Annotated in this window: 12 protein-coding genes; 2 read left to right on the top strand and 10 right to left on the bottom strand. The window is 67.7% G+C overall.

The window, feature by feature from the left end:
• Positions 1-16: 16 nt before the first annotated feature.
• From SKC41_RS13520 to SKC41_RS13510, 3 genes are all read right to left on the bottom strand, one after another.
• Positions 17-1,318 carry a PhoH family protein gene (locus tag SKC41_RS13520; RefSeq protein WP_330978044.1) on the bottom strand — a complete coding sequence of 434 codons (1,302 nt, stop codon included), beginning with the start codon at positions 1,316-1,318 and terminating at the stop codon, positions 17-19.
• 242 nt (positions 1,319-1,560) lie between these two features.
• Positions 1,561-2,388, bottom strand: coding sequence for an acyl-ACP desaturase (locus SKC41_RS13515; RefSeq protein ID WP_330978043.1), 828 nt, complete (start codon positions 2,386-2,388; stop codon positions 1,561-1,563).
• A gap of 72 nt (positions 2,389-2,460) precedes the next feature.
• Positions 2,461-3,930 carry a glycine hydroxymethyltransferase gene (locus tag SKC41_RS13510; RefSeq protein WP_330978042.1) on the bottom strand — a complete coding sequence of 490 codons (1,470 nt, stop codon included), beginning with the start codon at positions 3,928-3,930 and terminating at the stop codon, positions 2,461-2,463.
• A gap of 129 nt (positions 3,931-4,059) precedes the next feature.
• Between SKC41_RS13510 and coaA the strand changes: the two genes are divergently transcribed.
• Positions 4,060-4,998: a type I pantothenate kinase gene (gene coaA, locus SKC41_RS13505; RefSeq protein WP_330978041.1), complete on the top strand. Its 939-nt coding sequence runs from the start codon at positions 4,060-4,062 to the stop codon at positions 4,996-4,998.
• A gap of 26 nt (positions 4,999-5,024) precedes the next feature.
• On the opposite strand, the gene SKC41_RS13500 is transcribed toward coaA, so the two are convergent.
• The 4 genes from SKC41_RS13500 to SKC41_RS13485 form a co-directional block, all read right to left on the bottom strand.
• A complete protein-coding gene (locus tag SKC41_RS13500) occupies positions 5,025-5,417 on the bottom strand; it encodes a hypothetical protein (protein WP_330978040.1) in 393 nt (130 codons plus the stop codon).
• Between the two features lie 154 nt (positions 5,418-5,571).
• Entirely contained in the window at positions 5,572-6,660 is a 1,089-nt protein-coding gene (locus tag SKC41_RS13495) for a methyltransferase (protein WP_330978039.1), read from the bottom strand.
• A 165-nt stretch (positions 6,661-6,825) separates the two neighbouring features.
• Positions 6,826-8,196, bottom strand: coding sequence for a hypothetical protein (locus tag SKC41_RS13490; RefSeq protein WP_330978038.1), 1,371 nt, complete (start codon positions 8,194-8,196; stop codon positions 6,826-6,828).
• A 46-nt stretch (positions 8,197-8,242) separates the two neighbouring features.
• The gene (locus SKC41_RS13485) at positions 8,243-9,031 is read right to left on the bottom strand and encodes a (2Z,6E)-farnesyl diphosphate synthase (protein WP_090605751.1); all 789 of its coding nucleotides are present in this window, start codon (positions 9,029-9,031) and stop codon (positions 8,243-8,245) included.
• A gap of 107 nt (positions 9,032-9,138) precedes the next feature.
• On the opposite strand from SKC41_RS13485, the gene trhA reads away from it, so the two are divergent.
• Positions 9,139-9,876 carry a PAQR family membrane homeostasis protein TrhA gene (gene trhA / locus SKC41_RS13480; RefSeq protein WP_330978037.1) on the top strand — a complete coding sequence of 246 codons (738 nt, stop codon included), beginning with the start codon at positions 9,139-9,141 and terminating at the stop codon, positions 9,874-9,876.
• Positions 9,877-9,883: 7 nt separating this feature from the next.
• Here the strand turns inward: trhA and SKC41_RS13475 are convergent, their stop codons facing one another.
• From SKC41_RS13475 to mca, 3 genes are read right to left on the bottom strand one after another with little or no spacing between them, the layout of a single operon-like run.
• Positions 9,884-11,908 (bottom strand): thioredoxin domain-containing protein, encoded by a 2,025-nt coding sequence (locus SKC41_RS13475; RefSeq protein WP_330978036.1) that lies wholly within the window; start codon positions 11,906-11,908, stop codon positions 9,884-9,886.
• Entirely contained in the window at positions 11,895-12,191 is a 297-nt protein-coding gene (locus SKC41_RS13470; RefSeq protein WP_330978035.1) for a hypothetical protein, read from the bottom strand. The genes SKC41_RS13475 and SKC41_RS13470 overlap by 14 nt, the downstream gene beginning before the upstream one ends.
• The gene (gene mca, locus SKC41_RS13465; protein WP_330978034.1) at positions 12,188-13,060 is read right to left on the bottom strand and encodes a mycothiol conjugate amidase Mca; all 873 of its coding nucleotides are present in this window, start codon (positions 13,058-13,060) and stop codon (positions 12,188-12,190) included. The genes SKC41_RS13470 and mca overlap by 4 nt, the downstream gene beginning before the upstream one ends.
• Positions 13,061-13,085 lie beyond the last annotated feature (25 nt).

Genomic DNA, 13,085 nt, shown 5'->3' with positions numbered 1-13,085 from the left:
CCAGACGGCGGCCGCCTCACTGCGGCCCGGCGATCTCCTCGAGCATCTCGGTGACCAGCGCGGCGATCGGCGAGCGCTCGCTGCGCAGCAGGGTGATGTGCGCAAACAGCGGGTGACCCTTGAGCTTCTCGATCACGGCCGCGACACCGTCATGGCGGCCCACCCGCAGGTTGTCGCGCTGGGCGATGTCGTGGGTGAGTACCACTCGCGATCCGGTGCCCAGCCTGGACAGCACGGTCAGCAAGACGTTGCGCTCCAACGACTGCGCCTCGTCGACGATCACGAACGAGTCGTGCAGCGAGCGCCCGCGAATGTGGGTCAGCGGCAACACCTCGAGCATGCCGCGCGACAGCACCTCCTCGAGCACGGCCGGACTGGCCAGACCTTCCAGGGTGTCGAACACGGCCTGCGCCCAGGGGCCCATCTTCTCGCTCTCGCTGCCGGGCAGGTAGCCCAGCTCCTGGCCGCCGACGGCGTACAGCGGACGGAACACCACGACTTTGCGCTGGGTCCGCCGTTCCAGCACCGCCTCGAGACCGGCACACAGGGCCAACGCCGACTTGCCGGTTCCGGCCTTGCCGCCCAGCGACACGATGCCTACCGACTCGTCGAGCAGCAGGTCGAGCGCGACGCGCTGCTCAGCGGAGCGGCCGCGCAGCCCGAACACCTCGCGGTCACCGCGAACCAGCTGGACGCGTTTGGCCGCCGTCACCCGGCCCAGCGCGTGCGAGCTGCCGCCCAGCAGCCGAATTCCGGTGTGGCATGGGAGGTCTCGCGCTTCCACCAGATCGATCTCGCCGTCGGCGAAGAGTGCGTCGATGTCCTCGGTCGCGGTCTCGATCTCCTGCATCCCCGACCAGCCGGAGGCCACCACGTCTTGCGCGTGGTACTCGTCGGCGGCCAGGCCCACGGCGGCGGCCTTGACGCGCAGCGGAATGTCCTTGCTGACCAACGTAACCCGCTTGCCTTCGGCGGCGAGGTTGGCCGCGCAGCTCAGGATCCGGGAGTCGTTGCTCTCGGTCCGGAAACCGGCCGGCAGCACGCTCGGATCGGTGTGATTGAGCTCGACGTGCAGCGTACCGCCTTGTGTCCCAACGGGAATGGGCTGATCGAGGCGCCCATGCTCCAGTCGCAGATCGTCGAACAATCGCAGCGACTGTCGAGCAAACCATCCCAGCTCATGGTGGTGGCGTTTAGCCTCCAGTTCGCTGATCACCACAAGCGGGACCACCACCTCGTGTTCGGCGAACCGACTACATGCCCACGGGTCGGACAGCAGCACGGAAGTGTCGATCACGTAGGTCCGGATTTCGGTCACGTAGCGCTCCTCGAGCGGGATAAGCCCGCGCGGACCCGCACAGGCATGTCGGCGGGAACTGCGACACCAGGACCGGGGCCGGTCCTTCCGTTGTGTTGACGGGAGGTGCCGCCCTGGCAGCTGAGCAAGACGCTGACCATCGAGAATGACGCTACTCTCGTCGCCGCTTTGCAGCAGCGCAGGCGCGCCGACGCCGGGATGTGATGAGGACCGCGAACCGCGGGACGCTCGCGACGGCGGGCTTAGCCGCCGACGAACTGCCGCAGTTTGGGCTCGTCAGCGACGCCCCACTCGGTGATGCGGTCGGCGATCGCCTGGCGCAGCTCGGCGGGTCCGAAAATTCCGGCGGCGGCGACATTGCGCACCTTGTCCGCGTATCCGCGGATGTCGCCACCGACGACCTGCAGTTCGGCCGCGCGCTTGGCAATCGCGTCGATCGTCTCGTCGCGGGTGTAGGTCAGGCAGTGCGCGACGAGATTGGAGAAGAACAGCTCGTGGCGCACCTCGTCGCGGTGGATCCGGTCGATCAGCCCGGCCAAGATCGGCTCCTCGAGCTGGGCGGCCAGGTTGCGGGTGAAGACCGCGTAGGTGCGCTCGGTGAGCGCCATGTACACCAGGGTCTCCACCTGTGTGTACTTCTCGGCGCGGTAGCCCTGCATCAGGTACTCGACGCGGGCCTCTTCGTTGGCGGTGGGGTCGACCTCGCGGGTCACCACCAGGTACTCGCGCAGCGCGATGGCGTGCAGGTGCTCCTCGGCGGTCCAGCGACCCAGCCAGCGGCCCCACCAGTCCTCGAGAATGAAGTGCTCGACGAGCTCGCGGTGATGAGCGGCCAGGTCGTCCTTGAGCAGCAGCAGGATCTCGCAGGCGTCGGTGAATTTCCTGGGCAGCGTCATGCTGGACGGGTCCCAGTCGCGTCCGCCGAGGAAGGCGAAGTTCTCGCCCCGGTCGAACGGCACGTAGTCGTGAGCGAACCAAATGTCGTCGGTGGACAGGTGGCGGTCCATTTCGGCCTCGACGACCGGCTCGAGTTCCAGGGTCAGCGCATTAGCGACAGGTTTCTGTGCCATGCGGTTACTGTAACCGATAGACACAGGTTCAATAAAACCTGCCGGGCCGTGTCGCGGCCGACTAGCGAAAACCTAGACCGTAAGGCCCGGGTACAGCGGATTGGCGGCCAGCAATTCGGCGGCGGCCGCGCTGACCCGTTCGGCGGTGCCGTCAGCCAGTGAGTACTTGGCCTTGGAGCTGCCTTCCGGTGCCGTATTGCCCAGCACATCGATCATCAGCTCGGCCACCCGGTCGAATTCGTCGGGACCGAAGCCGCGGGTGGTCAGCGCCGGGCTGCCGAGCCGGATCCCGCTGGTGTACCAGGCGCCGTTCGGGTCGGCCGGGATGGCGTTGCGGTTGGTCACCACGCCGGCGTCTAGCAGGGCCGACTCGGCTTGGCGTCCGGTCAGGCCGAACGAGGTGACGTCGAGCAGCACGATGTGGTTGTCGGTGCCCCCGGTGACCAGCCGGGCGTCGCGCTTGAGGAAGCCGTCCGCCAGGGCCTGGGCGTTGTCGGCGATCCGCTGCGCGTAGGCCTGGAAAGAGGGTTGCCGCGCCTCGGCCAGCGCGACGGCCTTGGCCGCCATCACGTGCGACAGCGGCCCGCCCAGCACCATCGGGCAGCCCTTGTCCACGGCGTCGGCGTATTCGGGTTGGCAAAGGATGAGGCCGCCGCGGGGACCGCGCAGCGACTTGTGTGTCGTCGTGGTCGTGACGTGGGCGTGCGGGACCGGATCCTCGTCGCCGGTGAACACCTTGCCCGCGACCAGGCCGGCGAAATGCGCCATGTCCACCATCAGGGTGGCGCCGACCTCGTCGGCGATCTCACGCATCGTCGCGAAATTGATCCGGCGCGGGTAGGCCGAGTAGCCGGCCACCAGGATCAGCGGCTTGAACTCGCGCGCGGCGGCCGCGACGGCGCCGTAGTCGATGAACCCGGTGTCGGGGTCGGTGCCGTAACTGCGCTGGTGGAACATCTTGCCGGAGATATTGGGCCGAAAGCCGTGCGTGAGATGCCCACCGGCATCCAGCGACATGCCCAGCAGCCGCTGGTTGCCCAACTTGGCGCGCAGCTTCTCCCACTCCGTCTCGGACAAGTCGTTGACGTGCTTGACGCCGTCGTCGGCCAGGCCCGGCGCCTCGACCCGGGTAGCCAAGATCGCCCAGTACGCAACGAGGTTGGCGTCGATGCCCGAGTGTGGCTGCACATAGGCATGCGGCGCACCGAACAGCTCACGGGCGTGCTCGGCGGCCACGCTCTCCACGGTGTCGACGTTCTGACAACCCGCGTAGAACCGGTGCCCGATGGTGCCCTCGGCGTACTTGTCCGACAGCCAGGTTCCCATGGTCAGCAGCACCGCGGGCGACGCGTAATTCTCGCTGGCGATCAGCTTCAGCGAATCACGTTGGTCAGCGAGCTCTTTGCGCGTCGCCGCGGCGATGCGAGGTTCGACGGACTCGATCACCTGCAGTGCGGCGCGGTAGGCGGCGGTCGCGGTGTCGGCGTATTCGGCGCCCGGTGACGTGGTGGAGATGGCGGTGTGGGTCGAGTCGGCTGACATGCGAACGAGACTAGTCGGCCGGCAACGCCCGCGTGGTCAGCGGTTGGCACAGCAGCCGTCCGATCCGTGATCCCCGCCTTTTGCCAGCCCAGCCGTCTGGCACGTGATCGTCCCTGCCACACTGGCACTATGCCCCGGCTGAGCGAGCCGAGCCCATATGTGGAGTTCGACCGAAAGCAGTGGCGCGCGTTGCGTATGTCGACGCCGCTGGCCCTCACTGAAGAGGAGCTTGTCGGTCTGCGTGGTCTCGGCGAGCAGATCGACATCCTCGAGGTCGAAGAGGTGTATCTGCCGCTGGCCCGGCTCATCCACCTTCAGGTCGCGGCACGGCAGCGATTGTTCGCTGCCACTGCGGAATTCCTCGGTGAGCCGCAGCAGAACCCGGACCGGCCGGTGCCGTTCATCATCGGCGTGGCCGGCAGTGTGGCGGTCGGGAAGTCGACGACCGCCCGTGTGCTGCAGGCGTTGCTGGCGCGCTGGGATCACCACCCGCGCGTCGACCTGGTGACCACCGACGGCTTCCTCTACCCGAATGCCGAGCTGGAGCGGCGAAACCTGATGCACCGCAAGGGCTTTCCAGAGAGCTACAACCGCCGGGCGCTGATGCGGTTCGTCACCTCGGTCAAATCGGGCTCCGACTACGCGTGTGCGCCGGTGTATTCACACCTGCGCTACGACATCATCTCCGGGGCTAAACACGTGGTCCGCCATCCGGACATCCTGATCCTGGAAGGCCTCAACGTCTTGCAAACCGGTCCGACCCTGATGGTGTCGGACCTCTTCGACTTCTCGCTCTACGTGGACGCCCGGATCGAAGACATCGAACAGTGGTACGTATCGCGGTTCTTGGCGATGCGCAGCACGGCCTTCGCCGACCCGGCATCGCACTTCCACCACTACTCGGGCCTCAACGACACCAAGGCGGTCGCCGCCGCCCGCGAAATCTGGCGGTCGATCAACCGGCCCAATCTGGTCGAGAACATCCTGCCCACCCGTCCGCGCGCAACCCTGGTGCTGCGCAAGGACGCCGACCACTCCATCAACCGGTTACGGCTGCGCAAGCTCTGACGCCCCGCATCGGCGGGACGGGGTGCTTACGCGGGCAATCGACGCACCCCCAGGTATTGCAGCCACGCAAAGGCCGCGGCGTAGGCGCCGGTGGCCAGCGTCGCGGCCACCCCGGTCGCGGTCATCGGCACTGCTTCGACGGCCACGATGCTGCCAAGCGCGACCACGACGTTCGCGCTGACGACACCGACGCCGGCTCCGCGCAGGTCCGGCAAGCCCGTGAGGCCGTACACCACCAGGGCGTAGATCACGAACAGGGCACCGATGCCGTATTCCAGGTTGGAGCTCAGGTCTGCGATGAAGGCGATGGCGAGACCGCACAGCCCCGTCAAAGTGGCATCTGCACGCATCGCGAAACGCAACAACGAGTCGGTCGCGTCGTACAGGTGTCTGGTCGATATGCCGGTTACAGCGGACATTGGTTACTCCTCGCGATGGCGGTTTCTGTCGAACTGGTTTGAGCGTCCCGCCGGAGCACTGCCATATCGACGCGTGGCACTGCCAACTCCTGCCACGGAAGAAATGACCAGGGATTACCGCCAGGTATTCCCGTATTCGGCGGCGAATGTGGATTTAGACGGCGACTGCTTCGACGATGCTCAGCGGTGCGGCCGTCTCGACCACCCGCGTCAGCCGGAAACCGGCGCGGCTCAGCAGCCGGCCATATTGGTCGGCGGTGCGCTCGCGGGCGCCGGCCGCGATGTGCATCTCCAAATCCAGCCAGTTGCCCGGGAATTCACGGTCGTGCCGCGGAATGACGAATTCCAGGATCAAGACACGCTTTCCGGCCCCGGCGGCTTTGCGGACGTTGCTGAGAATCTGTACGGCCTCGTCGTCGGGCCAGTCGTGGATGATGTGTTTGAGCAGGTAGGCGTCGCCACCGTCGGCCACCGCGTCGAAGAAGGAACCTTCGACCAGCTTGACCCGGTCCGCCACGCCGTGTTCCTCGAGTAGTGCCGGAGCGCCCGAAACCACGTGCGGCTGGTCGAACAGAATGCCCCGCGCCTGCGGGGTCGCCTGCAGGATCGCGGCCAGCAGCCGGCCGTGTCCACCGGCAACGTCGACGATCGTCTCGTAACGACTGAAGTCGTAGCTCGTGACGACCGGCAGGATTTCGAGGTTGGTGAGCTCGGTCATGGCGTCGTTGAAGATCGCATCGAGTTCGGGCTCCCCGACGATGTACTCGAAGGCGGGCTTGCCGCGCAGTTCCGGGACGACGGCCCGGCCGGTGCGAATCGAGTCCGTGATGTGGCTCCAGTGCTCCCGTGCCTGAGGCGATCCCACGAAGCGGGCGAATGCGCGCAACGACCCGTCACTGTCGGTGCGCAGCGTGTCCGCGAGCGGGGTGAGGTCGTATCGTCCGTCGCGGCGACGACGGAAAATGCCGCGCGAGATCAACGCCCGCAGCAGACGACTGACGGTGTCGGCATCCGCATCGACCGCTTCGGCCAACTCGTCGACGTTCAACGGTCCCTTGGCCAGCGCGTCGGCGATGCCGAGATCGGCCGCAGCGGTAATCGCCTGCGCGGCCCACGCATTCGTGATCATTTCCAGCATCGCGGCCTGCGGCACCACCATGCGCTGGTGCAGCTGACCGACATGATGCCGGACGAATTCAAGAGCCCGCGCGAATTGGGCGGGCGGAAGGGTCGGCGAAAACATAAGTCCCCCTAGTAGATTCGGAATGGTATGGGCGGCCCGGCGGCCGCACTTACCCGTATTCGTTGCCAGTCCACCCGAAGATGGGACGCGTCGCCATTACAACCAGCGTTGTCATCCGAGAAACGCAGCAGGCGGGACAGATAAGGGGGAAACGACGGCGTCGAGCTATTCGCTGGGGACGGCGACGCGCCCGCGAAGATCAACGGCGATGAGCCGGGCCGCGGCGTTTTGCCAGTTATGCAGCGAACGCTGCGGGACCTCAGTGACGAACCATTGCCAGGCCTGTCGCGCGATCGGATCCAGGCCCGAGGCGGTGGCGTTCTGCGCATAGGCCCGCACCCCGACGACATACGGGAAGTACAGCGAGTTGTAGTACCGCCACTCTTCGGTGGTCCCGAAATCGCCGCCGTCACGCGGCTTCAACCGCGAAATGCCGTCGGCGAGCAAGGCCTTGAGCTCGTTGGCGCGCTCGACCGGATGGTCGGGGGCGCCGCGGGCGGCCAATCGCTCGTCGATCACCGGCAGCGCCGTCAGCGGGCTCGCGACCAGCTTGCTCAGGTCGCCGTAGTGACCCAGCGCGCGCCGGGTGAGCCGGACGAACGTGACGTCGTCGACGTCCGCGAGCGGATGCTCCTGGCGCAGCGGCAGCGCCGCCCCGGTATGCCGCAGCGCAGCCCGATCTGCCCGCAGCGCAGGCGATTTCGAGAACGCCAGCCGGTCGAGCACCCCGGCCAGCGGATCCGCGAGCACCTGCACGGTGATCGCGACGGCCACGCTGGTGAACAGCAGCACGGTCAGCGCGGTCCGCGCGGCGGGGTCGTCGCGGGTCACCGCCAACCCGATCAGCGCCTGGCCGCCGAACAGCGCCGCCACCGCCACCGAACCCGCGAACGAGCGCAGCATGTCGGCGCGCAACGCCTGGCCCTCGTCGAACGCGTCCCACAGGGCGACGGCGATCCCGAGCCCGAGGACGTCGCAGCTCGTCGACGCGAGCGCAACCCAGCTGGGCACCAGGCCCAGGGGAATGATCAGGATGGCGTTGCCCAGCGCGAAGAACAGGGTCGCGGTGATGGCGAGCCCCACGGCCGGCCGCGGCCGTCGCGGGCGGCGCAGCGCGACGGCCATTGCGCCCAGAGTCGACACCGAGATCACCGCGAACATCAGCCAGTGCCCCGGCCGCAGCGGCCCGTCGACGCTGCCGGCCAGCATCGCCCCGAGCAGGGTCAGCGCGGCGACCCCGGCCACCAGCAGCAGCTCGCGGGTACGCGCCCGCCAGCCGTCGGTGGGTCGGGACAGCTCGACGAGCACCGCGAACCAGGCCACGCCGGGAACGATCGCCAGGTAGATCTCGACTCGGCTGAGCAGCGGCGCGTACGCGGGGCTGGCCGTCCGCACCGCGTCCAGGCCCACGACGAGCGCGAATCCGCAAAGCCCGATCGCCGCCAACACCAGGACGGGTTTGCGCGGATCACGGGCCGCCAGATACAGGCCCAGCCAGGCGCTCAGCGTGAACACCACCGCCGACAGCGCAGCCATCTACCCAGTGTGGCATGCGGACGACCTGCGGCTTAAGACCCTTGGGCTACTTGCCGTACCGGCGATTGCGCAGGCTGTAGTCGCGCAGCGCACGCAAGAAGTCGACGCGACGAAACGCCGGCCAGTGCGTTTCGCAGAACCACATCTCCGAATAGGCGCTCTGCCAGAGCAGAAATCCCGACAGCCGCTGCTCGCCCGAGGTGCGGATCACCAGATCGGGGTCGGGCTGCCCGGACGTGTAGAGGTTCTCGGAGATGGCGTCGACGGTCACCGCCTCGACGAGTTCCTCGGCGGTGGCACCGTTGGCGAGTTCCTTGCTCAACAACGCGCGCACCGCGCCGACGATCTCCTGCCGGCCGCCGTAGCCGACCGCGACGTTGACGTGAAACGGCGCGAGGCTGGGCGTGGACTCGACCGCGCCGCGCAACCGGCGGGCCGGCTCGTCACCGAGCAGTTCCAGGTCGCCGACCGTGCGCACGCTCCACCGGTTGGCCGGCGCGCAGATCTCCTCGACGACATCGGTGATGACCTCGATCAGCCCGGCCAGCTCTTCGGGATCGCGTTGCAGGTTCTCGGTGGACAGCAGATAGACCGTGGCCATCTCGACGCCGGCTTCCTGGCACCATCGCAGCATCTCGGCGATCTTGGCAGCGCCCATCCGGTAGCCGAAGCTGACGTCCTCGTATCCCGCGTCGCGCGCCCATCGCCGGTTGCCGTCGCACAGCACGGCGATGTGCCGCGGAAGCTCGGATTTCGAGCCGGCCAGCTCCTGCTTCAGCCGCAGCTCGTACACCCGATACAACGGCTCTTTGAGCCGCGGCGGAATGATCTCCACGAGGATCCACCCTACTGTGAGCGGCAACCAATTCCGGAGTGGATTCCCGGCGAACTCCGCGCAAGTCGAAGATCATCCTCCTGCCGCGAACGCTAACGTTGACTGATATGAGCACCGAGACCAGCACGGCCGCCCAGCCGGAGCCCGAATCGCAGGGACTCGCGGCCCACGCCGCGCAGCACCTCGTCGACGGCGTCGCCCGGGTACTGACCAAGCCCCGGTTCCGCGGCTGGATCCATGTCTATTCGGCCGGCACCGCCGTCTTCGCGGGCGCCTCGCTGGTCGCGGTGTCGTGGGCGGTGGGCTCCACCCGCGCCGGCCTGGCGACCCTGCTATACACCTTCGCCACCATCATCATGTTCACCGTCAGCGCCACGTATCACCGCGTGCACTGGAAGTCCGCGACCGCCCGCAAGTGGATGAAGCGGGCCGACCACTCGATGATCTTCGTCTTCATCGCCGGCAGCTACACCCCGTTCGCCCTGCTGGCCATGTCCCCCCGCGACGGGCACGTGGTGCTGTGGATCGTGTGGGGCGGCGCGGCGGCGGGGGTCCTGCTGAAGATGCTGTGGCCGTCGGCGCCCCGCTGGGTTGGAGTGCCGCTCTACATCCTGCTGGGCTGGGTGGCCGTTTGGTACACGGGCGAGATCCTGCACAACGCCGGGGTGGCCGCGATGGTGCTGCTGTTCGTCGGCGGCGCGCTGTACAGCATCGGTGGCATTCTTTACGCGTTGCGCTGGCCCGACCCGTGGCCGTCGACGTTCGGCTACCACGAGTTCTTCCACGCCTGCACCGCGGTAGCGGCGATCTGCCACTACATCGCGATGTGGTTCGTGGTGTTCTGATTCGGCGCTAGCGCGCGGGTACGCCCAGGGCGGCGGCGAGGTCGGTCGTCCGAGTCACCGGCAGATCGCAGAGACGGCCGCGGCACACGTAGGCGGCGTCGGCGCCCCGCACCCGGTCCCGGCCGACCAGCAGCGCCGACGAGTCCATCTTTCCGCCCATCACGATCGCCCCGCCGGGTGCGAGCCGGCGGGCGTCGGTCAGCAGCGGCGACCGCGGCGAGTGGCAGGCGATCGCGATCTGCAGCGGGCCCCGGATCGCGGCTTCGGCCACGGAGATCCAATGCCCGGCCGACCGCGGGGCCTTGGCCAGCAGTACCGAATGGGCGGCCAACGCCTCGGTCGCCGCTCGCAGGTAGCGCGGCGCGTCGACACTGCCGACCAGATGCGCCGCGGTCAGCAGCGCCTCGGTGATCGTCGACGCGCCCGACGGGGTCGCCCCGTCCAGCGGGTCGGCGGGCCGCAGCATCAGCTGCTCGGCATCGTCGGCGGTGTCATACCAGCGCCCGGGTCGCTGCGGATCGGCGAAATGCGCGAGGGCGGTGTCGAGCAACTCGCACGCCGCCGTCAGCCAAACGTCCTCGACGGTCAGCTGATACAGCGCCAGCAGCCCGGTGGCCAGCGTCGCGTGGTCCTCCAGGATGGCGGCGCTCTCGCCGACCACCCCACCGAGGCTGGCCCGCCGCAGCCGGCCGCCGACCACGTGCAGGTCCAGCAACGCCGTCGCGCACCGCCGAGCCGCGCGGGCCAACTCGGGTTCTTCCAGCGCCACGCTGGCCTCGGCCAGCGCGGTGATCGCCAGCCCGTTCCACGACGTGACCACCTTGTCGTCGCGTCCCGGCTGGGTTCGGGTGTGCCGGGCGGCCAGCAGCGCGGCCCGCACACGTTCGACGCGTTGCGGATCGTCGGGATCGCCGGGCAACTGCAGCACCGACGTCCCGTGTTCGAACGTCCCGGACTCGGTGACCGCGAAAACCTCAGCGGCCCAAGGGCCGTCGTCGGGCCCAAGCACCTCGGCCAACTGCTGCGGCGTCCAGACGTACGTCGAACCCTCGCGGCCGTCGGCGTCGGCGTCCAGCGACGAGGTGAACATGTCGCCGTCGGCCAATTCGTCGAGCATGAATTGCGCGGTCTGCGCCGTGACCCGGCGGGACAACGGATCTCCGCTGCGCCGGGCCCAGTGCGCGTAGGCGCGCAACAGCAGCGCGTTGTCGTACAGCATCTTCTCGAAATGCGGTACTACCCAAGCGTTGTCGACGCTGTAGCGGGCAAATCCACCGGCCAGTTGGTCGTAGATGCCGCCGCGCGCCATCGCATTGCCGGTGCGTTCGACGGCCTGCAGCGCTGCCGCCGATCCGGTGCGCTCGTAATTGCGCAGCAGCGCTTCGAGAACCGCCGACGGCGGGAACTTCGGCGCGCCGCCGAACCCGCCGTGCGCGGTGTCCTGGTCGGCCAGCAGCGCGGCGACCGCGTGATCACACAGTGCCGGGTCGACGTCCGGTCCACCGTCCGGCAGCCCGACGAGGGCCCCAGACATCTTGCGCAACTCGCCGGCGATGTGGTCGGATGCCTCCTCGACCTCGCCGCGGCGTTGCTGCCAGGTTTCGGTGACGGCCGAGAGAAGTTGCAGGAATCCGTCTTTCGGGTAGTAGGTGCCGCAGAAGAAGGGGCGCCCGTCCGGGGTCAGGAAACACGTCATCGGCCAGCCGCCGTGCCCGGTGAGCGCGACGGTCGCGTTCATGTAGACCGCATCGATGTCCGGCCGTTCCTCGCGGTCGACCTTGACGCAGACGAAGTCCGCGTTCATCGCCGCGGCGACCTCGTTGTCCTCGAACGATTCGTGGGCCATCACATGACACCAGTGACACGCGGCGTAGCCGATCGAAAGCAGTATCGGCACATCGCGTTCGGCAGCGTCTTCCATCGCCTCGGGAGTCCATTGCTGCCAGTGCACCGGGTTGTCGGCGTGTTGACGCAAATAGGGGCTGGTGGCCAGCCCGAGCGTGTTGGTGGACGACGAGTCAGCCGGGCTCATCGCCGGGTCCTGACACCGATCCGTTCGCCCGCCCGGGGGCCTCGTCACGGGGTGGCCCGACGGTGTCGGTGCCCTCGTCCGCCGCCTGATCGGGCTCGGGATGCTTGGGGTCGAACGACTCGGGCACCTTCTTCAGTTGCTTGTTCATCGAACGCAGCAGAAACAAGGTGGCGATCAACAACAGCACGACGACCAGCAACCCGATCGGACTGGCCTTGCCGAAATCGGGCCCGGTGTGCTGCGGTGTCCCGTCAGCGATCACCGTGAGCAAGAGGTGTCTCACGCGTGGTTCTCGATTCCGGTGAACAGGTCGTCCTCGGGCAAAAGGACGGGCACGCGGGAGCGCGCCAACTCGAATTCCTCAGTCGGCCACAGTCGCTGCTGCCAGGCGATCGGGGCGGCGAAGAAGTCTGCCTTCGGGTCGATTTGGGTGGCATGCGCGCGCAGCGCATCGTCGCGTTGGCTGAAATATTCCGAGCACTCCACCCGTGTGGTCACCCGGGTCTCGAACGGATCGTGCTCGGGTTTCCAGTGCTCGAGCCACTTCTGGAACAGGGGTTCGCGACCCTGCTTGATCGCCTCGTCGTGCAGCAGCTGCATCCGCTGGCGCAGGAAGCCGTGGACGTAATACAGCTTGGACACCGCCCAGGGCTCGCCGGCGTCCGGGAAACGGGCATAATCGCCGGCCGCTTCGTAGGCGCCGACCGAAACCTGATGGCAGGCAATGTGATCCGGATGCGGGTAGCCGCCGTTCTCGTCGTACGTGGTGATCACGTGCGGGCGGAACTCGCGGACGACGCGCACCAGCGCCTCGACGGACTCCTCCAACGGCACCAACGCGAAGCAGCCGTCGGGCAGCGGCGGCGGCGGATCACCCTTGGGCAGACCGGAATCGACGAAGCCGAGCCAGGTGTGCTCGACGCCGAGGATTTCGGCAGCCTTCGCCATCTCGTCGCGGCGAATCTCGGAGATGTGCTCTTGCACGTCGGGCAGGTCCATCGCCGGGTTGAGGATCTCGCCGCGCTCGCCACCGGTCAACGTCACGACCAGCACGCGGTGACCCTCGTCGGCATATCGGGCGAGTGTGGCCGCACCCTTGCTGGATTCGTCGTCGGGGTGGGCGTGCACCGCCATCAACCGCAGTTCGCTCACGTGTCCCCTTGTCGGTCCGCTGGTC

Source organism: Mycobacterium sp. 050128, from assembly GCF_036409155.1.
Classification (GTDB): domain Bacteria; phylum Actinomycetota; class Actinomycetes; order Mycobacteriales; family Mycobacteriaceae; genus Mycobacterium.
Note: the sequence above shows the minus strand (reverse complement) of the source record. Positions and strands in the feature narration are given on the sequence as shown.

What these genes read in the sequence shown, in the direction of transcription:
- SKC41_RS13515 (WP_330978043.1), bottom strand. Translation starts at nt 2,388, where the DNA reads ATGGCACAGAAACCTGTCGCTAATGCGCTGACCCTGGAACTCGAGCCG.
- SKC41_RS13510 (WP_330978042.1), bottom strand. Translation starts at nt 3,930, where the DNA reads ATGTCAGCCGACTCGACCCACACCGCCATCTCCACCACGTCACCGGGC.
- coaA (WP_330978041.1), top strand. Translation starts at nt 4,060, where the DNA reads ATGCCCCGGCTGAGCGAGCCGAGCCCATATGTGGAGTTCGACCGAAAG.
- SKC41_RS13500 (WP_330978040.1), bottom strand. Translation starts at nt 5,417, where the DNA reads ATGTCCGCTGTAACCGGCATATCGACCAGACACCTGTACGACGCGACC.
- SKC41_RS13495 (WP_330978039.1), bottom strand. Translation starts at nt 6,660, where the DNA reads ATGTTTTCGCCGACCCTTCCGCCCGCCCAATTCGCGCGGGCTCTTGAA.
- SKC41_RS13490 (WP_330978038.1), bottom strand. Translation starts at nt 8,196, where the DNA reads ATGGCTGCGCTGTCGGCGGTGGTGTTCACGCTGAGCGCCTGGCTGGGC.
- trhA (WP_330978037.1), top strand. Translation starts at nt 9,139, where the DNA reads ATGAGCACCGAGACCAGCACGGCCGCCCAGCCGGAGCCCGAATCGCAG.
- SKC41_RS13475 (WP_330978036.1), bottom strand. Translation starts at nt 11,908, where the DNA reads ATGAGCCCGGCTGACTCGTCGTCCACCAACACGCTCGGGCTGGCCACC.